The sequence below is a fragment of the Pseudomonas sp. MT92 genome (genome assembly GCF_058792515.1).
Genome location: NZ_JBXAFA010000011.1, coordinates 48117 through 67084, shown reverse-complemented (window position 1 = coordinate 67084; position 18968 = coordinate 48117). Strand labels below are relative to the sequence as shown.

General features: G+C 57.8%; 16 protein-coding genes. 3 read left to right on the top strand and 13 right to left on the bottom strand.

What is annotated here, in order from left to right; all coding sequences use genetic code 11:
* Positions 1 to 56: 56 nt before the first annotated feature.
* The 4 genes from glmM to rlmE form a co-directional block, all read right to left on the bottom strand.
* Positions 57 to 1394 carry a phosphoglucosamine mutase gene (gene glmM, locus AC1Q6D_RS20480; RefSeq protein ID WP_103404032.1) on the bottom strand — a complete coding sequence of 446 codons (1338 nt, stop codon included), beginning with the start codon at positions 1392 to 1394 and terminating at the stop codon, positions 57 to 59.
* Between the two features lie 16 nt (positions 1395 to 1410).
* Positions 1411 to 2262 carry a dihydropteroate synthase gene (gene folP / locus AC1Q6D_RS20475; protein WP_103404033.1) on the bottom strand — a complete coding sequence of 284 codons (852 nt, stop codon included), beginning with the start codon at positions 2260 to 2262 and terminating at the stop codon, positions 1411 to 1413.
* An 8-nt stretch (positions 2263 to 2270) separates the two neighbouring features.
* Positions 2271 to 4181, bottom strand: coding sequence for an ATP-dependent zinc metalloprotease FtsH (gene ftsH / locus AC1Q6D_RS20470; protein ID WP_047537502.1), 1911 nt, complete (start codon positions 4179 to 4181; stop codon positions 2271 to 2273).
* Between the two features lie 201 nt (positions 4182 to 4382).
* The gene (gene rlmE / locus AC1Q6D_RS20465) at positions 4383 to 5012 is read right to left on the bottom strand and encodes a 23S rRNA (uridine(2552)-2'-O)-methyltransferase RlmE (RefSeq protein ID WP_047537498.1); all 630 of its coding nucleotides are present in this window, start codon (positions 5010 to 5012) and stop codon (positions 4383 to 4385) included.
* A gap of 101 nt (positions 5013 to 5113) precedes the next feature.
* Here rlmE and AC1Q6D_RS20460 point away from each other — a divergent pair, with 101 nt between their 5' ends.
* Positions 5114 to 5422: a YhbY family RNA-binding protein gene (locus AC1Q6D_RS20460; protein ID WP_007942889.1), complete on the top strand. Its 309-nt coding sequence runs from the start codon at positions 5114 to 5116 to the stop codon at positions 5420 to 5422.
* Positions 5423 to 5431: 9 nt separating this feature from the next.
* On the opposite strand, the gene AC1Q6D_RS20455 is transcribed toward AC1Q6D_RS20460, so the two are convergent.
* The 8 genes from AC1Q6D_RS20455 to grpE all read right to left on the bottom strand — a co-directional run bounded on the left by AC1Q6D_RS20455 (position 5432) and on the right by grpE (position 15910).
* A complete protein-coding gene (locus AC1Q6D_RS20455; protein WP_103404034.1) occupies positions 5432 to 5836 on the bottom strand; it encodes an MFS transporter in 405 nt (134 codons plus the stop codon).
* Between the two features lie 34 nt (positions 5837 to 5870).
* Positions 5871 to 6347 (bottom strand): transcription elongation factor GreA, encoded by a 477-nt coding sequence (gene greA, locus AC1Q6D_RS20450; RefSeq protein WP_047539307.1) that lies wholly within the window; start codon positions 6345 to 6347, stop codon positions 5871 to 5873.
* A gap of 2 nt (positions 6348 to 6349) precedes the next feature.
* Entirely contained in the window at positions 6350 to 9571 is a 3222-nt protein-coding gene (carB, locus tag AC1Q6D_RS20445; protein ID WP_047537489.1) for a carbamoyl-phosphate synthase large subunit, read from the bottom strand.
* A 118-nt stretch (positions 9572 to 9689) separates the two neighbouring features.
* Positions 9690 to 10826 (bottom strand): glutamine-hydrolyzing carbamoyl-phosphate synthase small subunit, encoded by a 1137-nt coding sequence (gene carA, locus AC1Q6D_RS20440; protein WP_103404035.1) that lies wholly within the window; start codon positions 10824 to 10826, stop codon positions 9690 to 9692.
* Positions 10827 to 11085: 259 nt separating this feature from the next.
* The gene (dapB, locus tag AC1Q6D_RS20435) at positions 11086 to 11892 is read right to left on the bottom strand and encodes a 4-hydroxy-tetrahydrodipicolinate reductase (protein WP_047537484.1); all 807 of its coding nucleotides are present in this window, start codon (positions 11890 to 11892) and stop codon (positions 11086 to 11088) included.
* A 9-nt stretch (positions 11893 to 11901) separates the two neighbouring features.
* Positions 11902 to 13026 carry a molecular chaperone DnaJ gene (dnaJ, locus tag AC1Q6D_RS20430; protein ID WP_090315903.1) on the bottom strand — a complete coding sequence of 375 codons (1125 nt, stop codon included), beginning with the start codon at positions 13024 to 13026 and terminating at the stop codon, positions 11902 to 11904.
* Between the two features lie 298 nt (positions 13027 to 13324).
* Positions 13325 to 15241 (bottom strand): molecular chaperone DnaK, encoded by a 1917-nt coding sequence (gene dnaK / locus AC1Q6D_RS20425; RefSeq protein ID WP_103404036.1) that lies wholly within the window; start codon positions 15239 to 15241, stop codon positions 13325 to 13327.
* 102 nt (positions 15242 to 15343) lie between these two features.
* Positions 15344 to 15910 (bottom strand): nucleotide exchange factor GrpE, encoded by a 567-nt coding sequence (gene grpE, locus AC1Q6D_RS20420; protein WP_047537475.1) that lies wholly within the window; start codon positions 15908 to 15910, stop codon positions 15344 to 15346.
* A gap of 240 nt (positions 15911 to 16150) precedes the next feature.
* On the opposite strand from grpE, the gene recN reads away from it, so the two are divergent.
* Positions 16151 to 17824, top strand: a complete 1674-nt coding sequence (gene recN, locus AC1Q6D_RS20415; RefSeq protein WP_103404037.1) for a DNA repair protein RecN — start codon at positions 16151 to 16153, stop codon at positions 17822 to 17824.
* 75 nt (positions 17825 to 17899) lie between these two features.
* On the opposite strand, the gene fur is transcribed toward recN, so the two are convergent.
* Complete coding sequence (gene fur, locus AC1Q6D_RS20410; RefSeq protein ID WP_026013299.1) at positions 17900 to 18304, bottom strand: ferric iron uptake transcriptional regulator; 405 nt, start codon at positions 18302 to 18304, stop codon at positions 17900 to 17902.
* A 97-nt stretch (positions 18305 to 18401) separates the two neighbouring features.
* Here fur and AC1Q6D_RS20405 point away from each other — a divergent pair, with 97 nt between their 5' ends.
* The gene (locus AC1Q6D_RS20405; protein WP_103404038.1) at positions 18402 to 18929 is read left to right on the top strand and encodes an outer membrane protein assembly factor BamE; all 528 of its coding nucleotides are present in this window, start codon (positions 18402 to 18404) and stop codon (positions 18927 to 18929) included.
* The last annotated feature ends 39 nt before the right edge of the window (positions 18930 to 18968 follow it).

The window sequence follows — 18968 nt, the reverse complement described above, 5'->3', positions numbered from 1 at the left end:
GTCGGTCAAAGTGGGCGCAGATGTTACCCAACACAATCATGGCTGGCAAGCCGAATTCAGGCAGAAACTTCAGTAACCAGTTTTGCCAGCTCTTCGGCGTAGCCGCGAACCTGAGTTTCATCTTCGCCTTCGACCATGACGCGCACCAGTGGCTCTGTCCCGGACTTGCGCAGGAGCACGCGTCCACGACCCGCCATGGCCTTGGTCACTCGCTCACTGGCTTCCTTGACCGACGAATGCTCGAGAGGACTCGCTCCCCCCCCAAAACGTACATTGATCAATACCTGCGGGCACTTACGCAACGCCTGACGAGACTGAGCCAGACTTTCCGAGCGCGTCTTGAGCGCCATCAGAACCTGCAATGCAGCAACGATCGCATCACCCGTAGTGGTGTAATTGAAGCAAACGATGTGCCCCGAGTTCTCGCCTCCTACCAGCCAGTTACGCTCCAGCAGGTCAGCAATCACATAACGGTCACCAACATTGGCACGAACAAAAGGAATCGCCAGGTCCGCCAGAGCCAGCTCCAGCCCCAGGTTACTCATCAGGGTGCCGACCACACCGCCTTGCAGCTTGTCGCGCTCATGCAAATCGCGAGCAATGATGTACAGCAGCTCATCCCCATCGACGATGGCCCCCGTGTGATCGACCATCAGAACACGGTCACCATCACCATCGAACGCAATCCCGAGATCAGCATGCTCGGCAAGAACGGCAGCCTGCAGTTGCCCCATATGGGTCGAACCACAATTGTCATTGATGTTTAAACCATTGGGCTGCGCGGACAGAACAACGACATCGGCACCCAGCTCACGGAACACGCTAGGCGCCACCTTGTAAGTCGCACCATGGGCACAGTCGATGACGATTTTCATCCCGGCGAAGCTGGTGCCAGTCGGCACGCTGCTCTTGCAGAACTCGATATAACGACCCGACGCATCGTTGATTCGCGTGACCTTACCGATCTTGCTCGACTCAACCACGGTCATCGGCGTGTCCAGCAGCTCCTCGATCATCAGCTCGACTTCATCCGGCAGCTTGGTGCCCTTTCCGGAGAAGAACTTGATGCCGTTATCATCGTGAGGATTATGCGAAGCACTGATCACAATCCCAGCCTCAGCATGAAAGGTGCGCGTCAGGTAAGCGATGGCTGGCGTTGGCATCGGCCCCAACAACATTACATCTGCGCCTGCCGAGGTGAGCCCGGCCTCGAGTGCCGACTCAAACATATAACCGGAAATGCGGGTGTCCTTGCCGACAAGCACCTTGCAGGCACCCATCTTGCGAAACGCCATGCCCGCGGCCCAGCCGAGTTTGAGCATGAAATCAGGAGTAATCGGGTATTCACCGACTCGACCACGAATGCCGTCAGTACCAAAGTATTTCCTAGTCATAAGCTCTCCATAACTCTTATTCGGCTGATTCCACTGCGGCGATCATCCTCACCACATCGATAGTTTCTGCTACATCATGGACGCGCAATATACGCGCGCCCTTATGCGAAGCCAGCGCCGCAAGGGCAAGACCGCCAAACAAGCGCTCACCCACGGGGCGATTCAATGCTTGCCCGATCATGCTCTTTCGCGAAACCCCGACCAACAGGGGTCGCCCCAAGGCATGCAAGGCGTCCATATGCTTGAACAAGCTAAGATTGTGTTGCAAGTTTTTTGCGAAGCCGAAGCCTGGATCGAGAATGATCCGATCGGCGCCAATCCCCGCCGCTGCGCACCGGGCCATGCGCTCAGCGAGAAACTCGCCCACTTCCTTCGTAACGTCCCGGTATTGCGGATTGTCCTGCATGTCGTCCGGCTCGCCGAGCATATGCATCAGACAGACTGGCAACCCGTTTGCCGCCGCCGCATCCAGCGCGCCTTCCCGACGCAGCGCCCGAACGTCATTGATCAAACCGGCCCCCAGTCGCGCGGTCTCGCGCATGACGGCTGGCGTGGAAGTATCCACTGAGATGATCACATCCAGTTCACGACTGATCCGCTCCACGACCGGCGCAACACGCTCCAGCTCTTCCAACGGCGAAACCGCCCTGGCACCCGGTCGCGTGGACTCACCGCCCACATCGATCAGGGTCGCGCCAGCCGCCACCATGGCTTCAGCATGGCGCAAAGCCGCGTCGAGATGGCTGTATTGACCACCGTCGGAGAAAGAATCGGGAGTGACATTGAGAATACCCATGACATGAGTCTGGGCCAAATCAAGAACCCGGTTGCCGCAAGGCAACCGGGTCGAGGACTGAACAGAAGTCATTTCAAACCTTAAACGTCAGCAGCCGGACCGCCAATCGGTGTTTCCGGACGCTCATCCTGCACCACCGGAGGGGTTCCGGAAGTACCCGTGCCACCCGACCAATCGCGAGGTTCGCGAGGCGTACGACCCGCCATGATGTCATCGATCTGATCGGCATCGATCGTCTCATACTTCATCAGGGCATCAGCCATGGCATCGAGCTTGTCGCGGTTGTCCGTAAGGATCTGCTTAGCCGTGCCATAGCATTGATCAATAATGCTGCGCACTTCGGAGTCGATCAGCTTGGCCGTTTCGCCGGAGAAACTTGCACTCTGACCACCGCCGCCGCGACCAAGGAAAACTTCACCTTCTTCTTCGGCATACATCAATGGTCCGAGCTTCTCCGAAAGACCCCACTTGGTCACCATGTTCCGCGCAATCTGACTGGCACGCATGATGTCGTTGGAAGCACCGGTGGTCACACCATCGAAGCCCAGTGTCATTTCTTCTGCGATACGACCGCCGTACAGCGAGCAGATCTGGCTGATCAGCGCTCGCTTGGACAGGCTGTAGCGATCTTCTTCCGGCAGGAACATGGTCACACCCAGCGCACGACCACGCGGGATGATCGATACCTTGTACACCGGATCATGCTCAGGTACGACGCGACCAACAATGGCGTGACCCGCCTCGTGGTAAGCCGTGTTCTGCTTTTCTTTCTCGGACATGACCATGGATTTGCGCTCGGCACCCATCATGATCTTGTCTTTGGCCAGTTCGAATTCCTTCATCTCGACAATGCGCTTGCCGGCACGCGCGGCGAACAACGACGCCTCGTTGACCAGGTTGGCCAGGTCGGCACCGGAGAAACCAGGAGTACCACGAGCGATCACCGCCGGAGCGACGTCATCACCCATTGGCACTTTGCGCATGTGGACTTTGAGAATCTGTTCGCGACCACGGATATCCGGCAGACCGACCACAACCTGACGGTCGAAACGGCCCGGACGCAGCAGCGCAGGGTCCAGTACGTCTGGACGGTTGGTGGCTGCGATCACGATGATGCCGTCGTTCATTTCGAAGCCGTCCATCTCCACCAGTAACTGGTTGAGAGTCTGCTCGCGCTCGTCGTGACCGCCGCCCATGCCGGCACCACGGTGGCGACCGACGGCGTCGATTTCATCGATGAAGATGATGCATGGCGCGTGTTTCTTGGCCTGTTCGAACATATCGCGAACACGGCTGGCACCGACGCCGACGAACATTTCGACGAAGTCAGAACCGGAAATAGTGAAGAACGGCACCTTGGCTTCGCCAGCAATCGCCTTGGCCAGCAAGGTTTTACCGGTACCCGGAGGACCAACCATCAGCACGCCGCGAGGGATGCGACCGCCCAGACGCTGGAACTTGCCCGGATCACGCAGGAACTCGACCAATTCGCCCACTTCTTCTTTGGCTTCGTCGCAACCGGCAACGTCAGCCAACGTGGTTTTCACCTGGTCTTCGGAGAGCAGGCGCGCCTTGCTCTTGCCAAAGCTCATTGGCCCGCCCTTGCCACCTGCGCCGCCCTGCATCTGCCGCATGAAAAACATGAACACGGCAATGATCACCAGGATCGGGAAGCTGGCGACCAGAAGTTGAGTCCAGATGCTTTGCTGCTCAGGCTGCTTGCCTTCGACCACGACGTGGTTATCCACCAGATCGCCGATCAAGCCATTATCCTGGATCGCCGGACGAATGGTCTTGAAGCTGTCGCCATCGTTGCGCTTGCCGGTGATCACGTAGCCATCAACCGCCACGCGCTCGACCTTGCCATCCTTGACCTGCTGGATGAAGTCGGAATAGTTGAGGGTCTGCGGCTCGTTAGGACTGGAGAAGTTGTTCATCACCGTCACCAGGACAGCCGCGATGATCAACCACAGGATCAGATTCTTTGCCATATCGTTCAATTAACTACCCTCTGAAGCAAGCGCCGCTGATGGCGCGCGCTTCGCATGATATTCACCGGCCTAACTTACTACATTACCTACAACTTGGCAGGCGCCGTCTGTAACCCTTTGTGAAACTCTTCCTACACAATATTCGCTATTTCTCACAGGGCGAAATACGAAATTCCTATTGCCCCGCAAAAAAACCTCGCTTTACTCACTCCGGCCGCGGTAGCCCCAAGCCAGCATGTATTGCTCGCGGGAACTGCCGCGGGAAGAGTCCGGCTTGATCATCTGGACCTTGTCGAATTTCTGACGAGCGTCCTTCACATAAGCATCAAACCCTTCACCCTGAAAAACCTTGATCACAAAATTTCCACCTGGCTTGAGTATCCGAGCTGCCAGATCAAGAGCCAGCTCGCAAAGAAACATGGCTTTGGGCATATCTACGGCGGGCGTACCACTCATATTGGGGGCCATATCGGAAATCACAAGGTCCACCTGCGAATTACCCACGGCGTCCAGGATCTGAGCGAGCACTTCGTCCTGGGTGAAGTCGCCCTGGATGAAAGTCACGTCCGGAATGCTGTCCATTTCGAGGATGTCCGAGGCAATCAGGCGCCCCTGACCACCGATCAGCCGGCTAGTGACCTGCGACCAGCCACCGGGCGCCGCCCCCAGGTCGACAACAGTCATACCCGGACGGATCAGCTTGTACTTCTCCTGGACCTCCAAAAGTTTGTAACTCGCACGCGAGCGGTAGCCATCCTTCTGCGCCTGCTTCACATAGGGGTCATTGACATGTCTTTTCAGCCAACCAAGGCTTGTCTTGGAACGCGCCATTGGGCACCTCGATGATAAGGGTCGTGATTAATTGGGCGGATCCACGAACCCTCGGGTAAAATGGCCGCCATTTTACAGAATCCAGACGAAAGGGTCAGATTATGCCGCTCACTCAAGAGCAGAAGAAACAGTACAAATCCATTGGCCACCATCTGAAACCAGTTTTGATTGTGGCTGACAACGGTTTGACTGAAGGTGTGTTAGCCGAACTTGAACGCGCTTTGGCGGATCACGAGCTGATCAAAATCAAGCTCAACATTCTCGATCGCGAATCGCGCCTGGCCTCCATTGCAGAACTGTGCAAGGTCGGCAAGGCGGACCTGGTTCAGGTCATCGGCAAGATGGCACTGATTTACCGCAAGAACTTCAGCGTCAACAAACAGCTGTCGAACGTCCATCGCTTCAAGTGATGGCAAGGGTCAAGGGTGTGCTTCGCGCACCCTGCCACTCCATCCAGGCACCGGCTGCATGACCAGCACCAGTCCGGAAAAGCCCAAAACAAGATAGCTGAACACCTGCCAACGCACCGCATCGGGCCACCCGACACGCACGGCGAAGTACATCGCGCAGGCACACAACCCCACCAGCAACAACTGGCCACGAATATCGCGCCATAGACTGGCACGGCCCTCGGCCTGAATCAGCACCAAAGCCTGGAAAACCAGACACACTGTGGTAAACCCTACCAACAGTGCATTCAGGGTGCCCACAATTTCGTCGATCAACAGCGGTGCCAGGCCAATCAGCCCCAGCACCGGCAGCAAACCGATATGCAGCAACCACAGACCGCCAACCCACAACATCTGGGCCAGCTGCCAAAGCATCGCGCCTGCACGAAGCAGGCGTCTGCTTTTAGTTTCAGATGTGGCGAACTTCGACAATCTCGTACTCGATAACGCCGCTCGGCGTTTTGACCGCCACCACGTCACCCTCTTCCTTGGCAATCAAGGCGCGGGCAATAGGCGAACCAACGGAGATCTTGCCGAGTTTGATGTCTGCCTCGTCCTCACCAACGATCTGGTAGGTCACGCTTTCATCGGTCTCGACGTTAGCAATCTCCACAGTCGTGCCAAAAATCACCTTGCCGGTGTGAGCAATGGTCGTGACATCAATCACCACTGCGTTCTGCATGCGGCCTTCGATGTCACGGATCCTTGCCTCAACCATACCCTGCTGCTCGCGAGCAGCGTGGTATTCGGCGTTTTCCTTCAAGTCACCCAACTCGCGGGCCGTACCGATGTCCTGGCTGAGCTTCGGACGAACGACCTTGGTCAGGTGAGCATGTTCTTCTTCCAGGGCGCGAGCGCCCTGAACGGTCATTGGGTACTTCGTTATGCTCATGCCTTCAATCCTGCGTGTAGATCCTGCAAGCGACGTACGGTCTTCTCGGGACCGAACTTAAGCGCTTCGCAGATCGCTTCGCCAGCAGCAATGGTCGTGGTGCAGTAGATCTTGTGCTGAAGGGCGTTGCGACGAATGGAATAGGAGTCAGCGATCGATTGACGACCTTCGGTGGTGTTGATGATCAAGGTGACTTCGTCATTCTTGATCATGTCGACCACGTGCGGACGACCCTCGGTCACCTTGTTCACGCGGCGCACTTTCAGGCCTGCGGCTTCGATCAGCTTGGCAGTACCGGCAGTAGCAACCACTTCGAAACCCAAGTTGATCAGATCACGGGCCACGCCTGCAACCAGCGGCTTGTCGTCGTCACGCACACTGATAAACGCAGTACCGCCGGTCGGCAGCACTTCGCTTGCACCCATCTGGGCTTTGGCAAACGCCTCGCCGAAGGTGTCGCCCACGCCCATCACTTCACCGGTGGACTTCATCTCAGGGCCGAGAATCGGGTCAACGCCAGGGAATTTGGCGAATGGGAACACCGCCTCTTTCACGCTGTAGAAGTTAGGAATGATTTCCTTGGTGAAACCGATTTCCTTCAGGGTTTTACCGGCCATGACGCGAGCCGCGATCATTGCCAGGGAAACACCGATGCACTTGGATACGAAAGGAACGGTACGCGAAGCACGCGGGTTGACTTCAATCACGTAGATGTCGTCGCCCTGCAGCGCCAACTGTACGTTCATCAGGCCGACCACACCCAGCTCCAGGGCCATTTTCTTGACCTGCTCGCGCATCTCGTCCTGGATATGCGCAGGCAGCGAGTACGGCGGCAGCGAACATGCGGAGTCACCGGAGTGAACGCCAGCCTGCTCGATGTGCTGCATGATTGCGCCGATCACCACGTCTTTGCCGTCGCAGACCGCATCAACGTCCATTTCGATGGCGCAGTTGAGGAAGTGGTCCAGCAGCACCGGGCTGTCGTTGGACACTTGAACCGCTTCACGCAGGTAGCGCTTGAGTTCTTCTTCTTCGTAAACGATTTCCATCGCACGACCGCCCAGTACGTAGGACGGGCGCACCACCAGCGGGTAGCCGATCTTGGCAGCTGCACGGATCGCTTCGTCTTCGCTGCGCACGGTAGCGTTAGGCGGCTGACGCAGGTTCAGGCGCTGGACCATTTGCTGGAAGCGCTCACGGTCTTCGGCACGGTCGATGGCATCAGGGCTGGTGCCGATGATCGGCACGCCTGCGGCTTCGAGGGCACGCGCCAGCTTCAGCGGGGTCTGGCCGCCGTACTGGACGATCACGCCTTTCGGCTTCTCGACGCGGACGATTTCCAGCACGTCTTCCAGGGTCACTGGCTCGAAGTACAGGCGATCGGAAGTGTCGTAGTCGGTAGAAACGGTTTCCGGGTTGCAGTTGACCATGATGGTCTCGTACCCGTCATCGCGCAGAGCCAGCGCCGCGTGTACGCAGCAGTAGTCGAACTCGATGCCCTGGCCGATACGGTTCGGGCCACCACCCAGGATCATGATCTTGTCGCGACCCGATGGGGCGGCTTCGCACTCTTCTTCGTACGTCGAGTACAGATAAGCGGTGTCGGTAGCGAACTCGGCGGCGCAGGTGTCGACGCGCTTGTAGACCGGGAAGATCTCCAGCTTGTGACGGTGAGCACGCAGGGCCTTCTCGGTCACACCCAACAGCTTGGCCAGGCGCATGTCGGAAAAACCTTTGCGCTTGAGGCGGAACATCAGGTCGCGATCGATGCTGGTCAGACCCAGGGTCTTGACCTTCTCTTCGTCCTTGATCAGATCTTCCATCTGCACCAGGAACCATGGATCGATCATGGTCATGCCGAAGATATCTTCAACGCTCATGCCGGCGCGCATGGCATCCGCCACATACCAGATACGCTCGGCGCCCGGTACGGTCAGCTCGCGCTTGAGGACGCTCATGCTTTCCGGATTGCTCAGGTCAACCTTCTCGTCCAGACCGCAAACGCCGACTTCCAGGCCACGCAGGGCTTTCTGCAGGGATTCCTGGAAGGTACGGCCGATGGCCATGACTTCACCGACCGACTTCATTTGCGTGGTCAGGCGGGCGTCTGCCTTGGAGAACTTCTCGAAGGCGAAACGTGGCAGCTTGGTCACGACGTAGTCGATGGACGGCTCGAAGGATGCTGGAGTTTTACCGCCAGTGATGTCGTTCGACAGCTCATCCAGGGTGTAACCCACGGCCAGCTTGGCTGCGACCTTGGCGATCGGGAAACCGGTGGCTTTCGACGCCAGGGCCGAGGAACGGGATACGCGCGGGTTCATTTCGATGACGACCATGCGGCCAGTGTTCGGGCAGATGCCGAACTGGACGTTGGAACCGCCGGTTTCCACGCCGATCTCGCGCAGCACCGCCAGGGAGGCGTTACGCAGGATCTGGTATTCCTTGTCGGTCAGGGTCTGTGCAGGCGCCACGGTGATCGAGTCACCGGTGTGCACGCCCATCGGGTCGAAGTTTTCGATGGAGCAGACGATGATGCAGTTGTCCTTTTTATCGCGGACAACCTCCATTTCGTATTCTTTCCAGCCGATCAGGGATTCGTCGATCAGCAGTTCTTTGGTCGGCGACAGGTCCAGACCACGGGCGCAGATTTCTTCGAACTCTTCACGGTTGTAAGCGATACCGCCGCCGGTGCCGCCCATGGTGAAGGACGGACGGATGATGCACGGGAAGCCAAGCTTCTCGAGGACCGCATTGGCCTCTTCCATGCTGTGAGCGATACCGGAGCGCGGGCACGCCAGACCGATGGACTTCATCGCCTTGTCGAAACGCGAACGGTCTTCAGCCTTGTCGATGGTATCGGCGTTGGCACCGATCATCTCTACGCCGAACTTCTCCAGAACGCCTTCGCGCTCGAGGTCCAGGGCGCAGTTCAGGGCGGTCTGACCGCCCATGGTAGGCAGCAGCGCGTCCGGACGCTCTTTTTCGATGATCTTGGCAACGGTCTGCCACTTGATCGGTTCGATGTAGGTAGCGTCGGCCATGGCCGGATCGGTCATGATGGTGGCCGGGTTGGAGTTCACCAGGATGACGCGGTAACCCTCTTCGCGCAGGGCCTTGCAGGCCTGGGCGCCGGAGTAATCGAATTCGCAGGCCTGGCCGATCACGATCGGGCCAGCGCCGAGAATCAGGATGCTTTTAATGTCTGTACGTTTTGGCATGGGTTTGTCACTCAAATCCGCAGGTCAGTCGGCAAGCCGTCTTGTTCAATCTCTGAAGACTTGAGGGGGCCGCCGGTATCGGGACCACCCTCAAGCTTTGCAACATCAGGGCGAGCGATCAGCGTCGCTTGGCCATCTCGTTGATGAAGCGATCAAACAAAGGCGCTACGTCGTTCGGGCCAGGGCTGGCTTCAGGGTGACCCTGGAAGCTGAAGGCGCTCTTGTCGGTACGCTCGATCCCTTGCAGGGTGCCGTCGAACAGCGATTTGTGAGTCGCACGAACGTTGGCCGGCAGGGTAGCTTCGTCTACGGCAAAACCGTGGTTCTGGCTGGTGATCATTACCACGCCCGTGTCCAGATCCTGGACCGGGTGGTTGGCACCGTGGTGACCATGACCCATTTTCAGGGTCTTGGCGCCTGAGGCCAGGGCCAGCAACTGGTGACCAAGGCAGATGCCGAATACCGGAATCTCGGTTTCCAGCACATCCTTGATCGCCTGGATCGCATAGTCGCAAGGCTCCGGATCGCCAGGGCCGTTGGACAGGAATACGCCGTCCGGCTTCAGAGCGAGCACGTCAGCCGCTGGCGTTTGGGCCGGCACCACGGTGACTCGGCAGCCGCGCTCGACCAACATGCGCAGGATGTTCAGCTTGACGCCGTAGTCGTAGGCGACCACGTGATACGGCAGCTCGGAGGCTTCGATGGTGGCATGGCTGTCGGTTTTCAGGTCCCAGACAGTCGAACGCCACTCGTAATTCTCTGTGGTGCTGACGACTTTCGCCAGGTCCATGCCTTTGAGGCCTGGGAAGCCCCGGGCGGCGGCGATGGCGGCCTCTTCGGAAATGTTGTCACCGGCCATGATGCAGCCGTTCTGTGCGCCTTTTTCACGCAGGATGCGAGTCAGGCGACGGGTGTCGATACCGGCGATTGCCACAACGTTGTTGGCTTTCAGGTAGTCGGACAGAGGCATGGTGCTACGCCAGTTGCTCGCAACCAGTGGCAGGTCACGGATGACCAGGCCAGCGGACCAGACGCGGTTGGACTCGGCGTCTTCCGGCGTGGTGCCAGTGTTGCCGATGTGCGGGTAAGTCAGGGTAACGATCTGTTGGGCGTAGGAAGGATCGGTAAGGATTTCCTGATAGCCGGTCATTGCGGTGTTGAACACCACCTCACCAACGGTTTGACCGTCGGCTCCAATGGCTTCGCCGCGAAAAATGCTGCCATCAGCAAGGGCGAGTATGGCTGGCTTAGTCAAGAAGACCTCCCGTAAATAAAGCCTGAAAGGGCGATCGCAGGTTGTAAAAAAGCGGAGTGACGTATGGACACGTCACCCCGCTTCTTCACTGAATTATTCTGCGCGCTTTTAGTGGACACACTAAAGCTGTAGCTTACAGAAAAAGGCATTTTTGGTCTACCGCCAATGAGCCCGAAAGGCCAGAGAATGCGACAGGACGTCGCTTGGCGGTGTAAAACCGGACTCAAGCACATGACTCAAGCCCGGTTTAAACAACATTTTAACGCAGATCGAGCACGTCTTGCATGTCGTAAAGACCAGGCTCACGCCCCTCCAGCCACAATGCAGCACGTACCGCACCCTTGGCGAAGGTCATGCGACTGGAAGCCTTGTGAGTGATCTCCAGGCGCTCTCCTTCACAGGCAAACAGCACAGTATGATCACCCACCACATCACCACCACGAACAGTGGCAAAACCGATGGTCTCGCGCTCGCGCGCACCGGTGTGGCCCTCGCGACCATAGACGGCAACCTTCTGCAAGTCGCGATCAAGAGCACTGGCAATGACCTCACCCATGCGCAACGCCGTGCCTGAAGGCGCGTCGATTTTGTGCCGGTGATGAGCTTCGATGATTTCGATATCCGCCTCGTCACCCAACACACGAGCCGCCATATCAAGCAACTTCAGCGACAGGTTCACACCCACGCTGAAGTTGGCGGCGAACACGATCGGGATATCCTTACCAGCCTCGGCCAGCAACTGCTTTTGCGCAGCGTCCAGCCCCGTCGTGCCAATCACCATGGCTTTACCCGCCTTGCGGCAGAACGCCAGGTTTTTCAGCATGACTTCCGGCAGGGTGAAGTCGATCAATACGTCGAACTCATCCGCTACCGCATCCAGGTTACCGGACAACGGCACGCCGATACGCCCCAGCGAAGCCAGCTCACCGGCATCCACGCCAATCAGCGTACTGCCGGGGCGAACGATAGCCGCCGTCAGACCAGTGAGCGGCGCGCGCTGCTGCACCGCCTCGACCAGAATCTTGCCCATGCGCCCGGCAGCGCCCATCACAGCTATACGTCGCATGACAACTCCTTACAGATCGCCGAAGAAGCGCTTCACGCCTTCGAACCAGCCAGTGGTTTTCGGCGAGTGACTGTTATCATCCGCCAGCGAGCTACGGAACTCCTCGAGCATTTCACGCTGACGACGGCTCAGGTTGACCGGTGTCTCGACCGCCACGCGGCACATCAAGTCTCCGGCACCGCCGCCACGTACAGGCGCAACGCCCTTGCCACGAACACGGAATTGCTTGCCGGTCTGAGTCCCTTCAGGAATTTTCAGCTTGACCCGACCATCGAGGGTCGGAATCTCCAGCTCACCACCCAACGCCGCATCGACGAAGCTGATCGGTACTTCGCAGAACAGATGCTTGCCATCGCGCTGGAAGATCGCGTGTTCGCGCACATTGATCACGACATACAGGTCGCCGGTCGGACCGCCCTGCGCACCCGCCTCGCCTTCGCCAGACAGACGAATGCGATCACCGGTATCAACACCGGCAGGCACTTTCACCGACAGGGTCTTGTACTCTTCGACGCGACCTTCGCCGTGGCACGAGTCGCACGGATCGGAAATGATCTTGCCCTGGCCATGGCACCGCGGGCAGGTCTGCTGCACCGAGAAGAAACCCTGCTGCATGCGCACCTGGCCAATACCGCCACAGGTCGGGCAAGTCACCGGAGAGGAGCCTTTCTTGGCACCCGAACCATCGCATGGCTTGCAGTTGACCAGTGTTGGCACACGGATATTCACGGTCGTGCCGCGCACCGCTTCTTCCAGGTCCAGCTCCAGGGTGTAACGCAGGTCACTGCCGCGCTGAGCACCGCCACGGGAACCACCGCGACCGCCACCGAAGAAGTCGCTGAAGACATCACCAAAGATATCGGAGAAGTTCTGACCGCCAAAACCGGCACCACCGCCACCCATGCTCGGGTCAACACCCGCATGACCATACTGATCGTAGGCCGCACGCTTGCTGGAATCGGACAGCACTTCGTAGGCCTCGTTGGCCTCTTTGAATTTCTCTTCCGACGCTTTGTCATCGGGATTACGGTCCGGGTGGTGCTTCATCGCCAGGCGGCGGTAGGCCTTTTTCAGGTCTGCCTCGCTTGAGCCTCGCTCAACACCCAATACTTCGTAATAGTCACGCTTTGCCATAAGTCTTTTGCACTCTTGAGGACGTTCGACAAACCTCTCCTGAGCCTCGCCAAACTCGTTGAGCCCCAATACAGGCCCGGACCCAACTCACGTCAATTCAACGATCCTGGTCTTTGATTCGATGCGGTACTTGCGGCTCGGAAAGCAGGAGCATTCCCGGCCATACCCTCAGCACTCGAACGTTGTCGCATGCTGTAAAAATTCGCTTGCTCCAGACACGCCAACGCGGGAGCAAGCTCCCGCGCGGCGACATCCTACCAGTCACCGCCCCAAGGCAGCCAACCGGCCGACCAACAACTTACTTGTGGTCTTTGACTTCTTCGAACTCAGCGTCGACGACGTCATCAGCTTTTTCAGCCGATTCAGCGTGCTGTGCAGCGCCTTCAGCGGGTTGAGCCTGATCGGCGTACATCTTCTGAGCCACTGGCGCGGAGACCTTGGACAGCTCTTCAACCTTGGCTTCGATCGCAGCCTTGTCGTCGCCCTTGACAGCGGCTTCCAAAGCAACGACAGCGGCCTCGATCGCAGCCTTCTCTTCAGCGCTCACCTTGTCGCCAGCATCGGCAACCATTTTGCGAGTCGAGTGAACCAGTGCATCACCCTGATTACGGGCAGCGGCCAGCTCTTCGAACTTGCGATCTTCCTCGGCGTTGGCCTCGGCATCACGCACCATGCGTTCGATCTCTTCATCGGACAGACCGGAGTTGGCCTTGATCACAATCGACTGAGTCTTGCCGGTAGCCTTGTCTTTGGCGCCTACGTGCAGGATGCCGTTGGCGTCGATGTCGAAGGTCACTTCGATTTGTGGCACACCACGTGGTGCTGGCGGAATCTCGGCCAGGTCGAACTTGCCCAAGGACTTGTTCTGCGCCGCTTGCTTACGCTCACCTTGCAGCACGTGAATGGTCACGGCGCCCTGGTTGTCGTCGGCCGTCGAGAACACTTGCGATTTCTTGGTAGGAATCGTGGTGTTTTTCTCGATCAGCGCAGTCATCACGCCACCCATGGTTTCGATACCCAGGGTCAGCGGGCTAACGTCGAGCAGCAGGACGTCTTTCACGTCACCGGCCAGTACCGCGCCCTGGATAGCAGCACCCATGGCAACCGCTTCGTCCGGGTTAACATCTTTACGAGCTTCTTTACCGAAGAACTCGGTCACCAGCTTCTGCACCAGTGGCATACGGGTCTGACCGCCCACCAGGATCACATCGTTGATTGCGCCAACGTCGATACCGGAGTCTTTCAGAGCGATGCGGCAAGGTTCGATGGTGCGTTGAACCAGGTCTTCAACCAGCGCTTCCAGCTTGGCGCGCGAGATTTTCACGTTCAAGTGCTTAGGACCGGTGGCGTCTGCAGTGATGTACGGCAGGTTCACGTCGGTCGACTGAGCGGAAGACAGCTCGATCTTGGCTTTTTCAGCAGCTTCTTTCAGGCGCTGCATCGCCAGCGGGTCACCCTTGAGGTTCATGCCGCTTTCTTTCTTGAATTCGTCGACGAGGTAGTCGATCAGACGGATGTCAAAGTCCTCACCGCCCAGGAAGGTATCACCGTTGGTGGCCAACACTTCGAACTGGTGCTCGCCATCGACTTCAGCGATTTCGATTACGGAAACGTCGAAAGTACCGCCACCCAGGTCGTAAACGATCACGGTGTGATCGCCCTTGGCCTTGTCCATGCCGTAAGCCAGCGCAGCTGCGGTTGGTTCGTTGATGATACGTTTTACGTCCAGACCAGCAATGCGTCCGGCGTCTTTGGTGGCTTGACGCTGGCTGTCGTTGAAGTAGGCCGGAACGGTGATCACCGCTTCAGTCACTGACTCGCCGAGGTAGTCTTCGGCGGTTTTCTTCATCTTCTTCAGAATTTCAGCCGAGATTTGTGGCGGAGCCATCTTCTGGCCGTTCACCTCAACCCAAGCGTCGCCGTTGTCAGCCTTGGCGATTTTGTAAGGGACCATCTTGATGTCTTTTTGTACGACTTCTTCGTCGAACTTGCGACCGATCAGACGCTTCACCGCGTACAGGGTGTTGTGCGGATTGGTCACTGCCTGACGCTTGGCCGACTGGCCAACCAGAATCTCGCCATCGTTGGCGTAAGCGATGATCGACGGCGTGGTACGCGCGCCTTCGGCGTTTTCGATAACTTTGGCTACGCCGTTTTCAAGTACGGAGACGCAGGAGTTAGTAGTCCCCAGGTCGATACCGATGATTTTGCCCATGTTCACTCTCCCGAAACTTTGGATTTGGTTGCCGCAGCAGTGATGGATAACTGCGGTAGTAATTAAACGCTTGACTTCTAAATGGGGGCCTTGCGGCTAATTTCAAGCCTGCTCGTCAATCGAAGGCGAAACAGGTGCCGGAGCCTTGCTGACCACGACCATCGCCGGGCGCAGCAGGCGTCCGTTGAGCTGATAGCCCTTCTGGAACACCTTGAGCACACTGTTCGGCTCGAGGTCGGCGCTTTCCTGCATTGCCATTGCCTGATGAAGAACGGCATTGAACGGTTCGCCGTGCGGGTCGATCGCTTCCAGCTGATAACGCTTCAGGGTGTCCTGGAACATTTTCAGTGTGAGCTCGATGCCTTCGCGCATCGGACGGATGCTTTCATCATCCGGGCTGGACAACTCCAGGCCACGCTCCAGGCTGTCGATGATCGGCAGCAGATCGCCGGCGAATTTTTCCAGCGCGAATTTGTGAGCCTTTTCTACATCCTGCTCGGCGCGACGGCGGACGTTCTGCAGATCGGCGGCCACACGCAAAGCCTGATCCTGCGCACCTGCCAGCTGTTCTTCGAGCACTTTTACACGAGCTGCCAAATCATCACCCGAGGCTTGGGAGGCCTGATCGGCGTCCAGATTTTGCGTATCCACTGCCTGTTCGTCAGCCATAGAATTCTCCTTTCAATATCGTCCGTGAGCTCAACTCACGCTTCTGCCCAGCTATATGGGGCCGCAAAATCCAGCTTCAAGGGGTCTCCTTGCATTAACCCTACAAAAACACCTGCATTATCATTCCGGGGCGCACTAAGGATTTCGTCGGATTAAGCAAATCGAGCTAATGGGGGGCATTGTCAGCCCGAAACAAAACACTGTATAAATAACCAGACCTAACGCCTGGGAGCGGCCTTTATGCTGGTGCACCTGTCAGTACATAACTACGCCATCGTTGAACATCTCGATCTCGAACTCGATCGCGGGATGAGCGTGATCACAGGGGAAACCGGCGCCGGCAAGTCGATCATGCTCGACGCGCTGGGCCTGACCCTGGGCGATCGCGCCGACAGTGGCGTGGTCCGCCCCGGCGCCGACAAGGCCGATATCCTCGCCACCTTCGACCTGTGTGACATTCCCGAAGCCCGCATCTGGCTCGCCGAGCGCGACCTGGAAAATGACGGCCCGTGCATCCTGCGCCGGGTGATCACCGCCGAAGGTCGTTCGCGCGGCTACATCAATGGCACGCCCTGCCCCCTGGGCGATCTCAAGGCTTTGGGTGAGCTGCTGATCGACATCCACAGCCAGCACGAACACCAATCCCTGCTCAAGACCGACACTCACCGCCGCCTGCTCGACGAATACGCCGGCGCAACGGACCTCGCCCGCCAGGTTCAACTGGCTGCCCAACGCTGGCGCCAGACCCGCCAGGAACTGGAGCGTCTCTCCAACTCGGGCGACGAGCAGCGAGCCCGCCATCAATTGCTCAGCTATCAACTCGAAGAGCTTGAAAACCTGGGCCTGGGCGACAATGAGCTGGAGCAGCTGGAACAGGAACACAAGAACCTGACTAACGCCGAAACCTTGCTGGGCATCTGCCGGCAAGTCGTCGAGCAATGCAGCGAGAGTGATTCGGGCAATGTCCTGAACGCCCTGACCGCCAGCCTCAACCGTTTGTCGAGCGTGAACAACTCGATCGGCGCCCTGGGCGAAGCCAGCAGCCTGCTGACCAGCGCGCAAATCCAGGTTGAAGAAGCCGTGGGCGAACTGAACCGCTTCCTCGACAATTTCGATGCCGACCCATCACGCCTTCAATATCTCGAGGAGCGGCTTGATTCGATCTATACCCTGGCGCGCAAACATCGCATCCAGCCGACCGAAGTCGCCGAGATGCAACAGAAGCTGCTGGATGAGATTGAAACCCTGAACGCCAACGACGAATCCATCGAGCGACTGAGCGATGAGTTGGCCGCCTATGCGCGTCACTACCAGGAAAAAGCCCGGGAGCTCAGCGAGCTGCGCCACCAGGCCTCGAGCAGCCTGGCCAGTGCCGTGGAGCAGGAAATTCAGCGACTGGGCATGCCCGGTGGACGCTTCACTATCGAGCTACGCCCTAACAGCAGTGATGAGCTTTTGCCCAACGGCCTGGAACAGGTAGAACTGCTGGTGAGCGCCAACCCCGGTCAGCCACTGAAAGCCTTGGCGAAGGTCGCTTCAGGCGGCGAGCTATCGCGTATCAGCTTGGCCATTCAGGTGATCACCGCACAAACTTCCCGTGTACCGACCCTTGTATTCGACGAAGTGGACGTGGGCATCGGCGGCCCAACAGCCGAAATCGTCGGCCAGCTACTACGTCGCCTGGGGGAACGAGGGCAGGTTCTGACCGTTACTCACTTGCCACAAGTAGCCGCACAAGGTCACCAACATCTGTTTGTGCACAAAGTGCGCGGCGACGACGCCACCCACACTGCCGTCTCCAGACTGAGCAAAAATGATCGTGTCGAAGAAGTCGCACGGATGCTGGGAGGCATCGACCTGACCAAGGAATCCCTGGCTCACGCCAGGAAAATGGTCGTCACCGCGAAGATTTAAGTTCGGCCGAAAGCACGAAGGCGACCCTGGGGTCGCCTTCGTTCGTTTCACGAATCTCAGATTCGCGCGACATGCTTACTTTTTCTTGCGCACGTACAGCACAAGATTGTGATCAACCATTTCGAAACCGTATTTCTCGACGATGGCTTTCTGCAGGCGTTCGATTTCTTCGTCGAAGAATTCGATCACTTCGCTAGTCTCGACGTTGACCATATGGTCGTGGTGCTTACCGTCGTCCAGCTCGAAGACCGCGTGGCCTCCGTCGAAGTTATGCCGCACCACAAGGCCAGCTGCCTCGAACTGAGTCAGTACACGGTAAACCGTGGCCAGACCGACGTCCTCGCCAGCCTCCATCAATGCCTTGTACACATCCTCGGCACTCATATGACGCTGCTCGGCGGAATCGAGCATTTGCAGAATTTTGACCCGTGGAAGGGTCACTTTGAGGCCGGCTTTGCGTAGTTCGCTATTTTCAACCATGGTCAGCTTTCTCGCGATGCTGCTTCGCAGCTTCTCTTAATGCGGGTATGATCGGCGTTTACGTTGTCCCAGCCAAGATAGTGGAAGTCGCCCACCGATGCAAAACACCAAGCTCTTGCTAACCAGTTTCACCTTTGTGGGACTGCTCGCACTCGCCGGTTGTTCATTCCCCGGGGTTTACAAAATCGACATCCAGCAGGGCAATGTCGTCACGCAGGACATGATAGACCAGTTGCGCCCGGGAATGACCCGTAAGCAAGTAAGGTTTATCATGGGCAACCCTCTGCTGACCGACACGTTCCATGCCGATCGCTGGGATTATCTGTACAGCCTGCAACCGGGTGGCGGTGAACGCCAACAAGAACGCATTAGCGTCATCTTCAACCCTAATGATCAGCTTGTCAGCCTCTCTGGTGATTTCATGCCAGGCGTGAGTCGCGACGAGGCAATTCTCGGCAAGGACAGCGCCACGACAGTGGCCGCTCCAGCAGAGAACGCCGAGAAGCCAAAACCGGAAAAACCGGTCAAACCGGGCTCGCTGCTCGATCAGATCCAGAAAGACGTCGACGGTGTAGAAACCGTGCCGGTTCCGACGCCACAACCGCTGGACACCTCGCCACAATAATTTGCAACACAATAAAAAACCCGGCATGCCGGGTTTTTT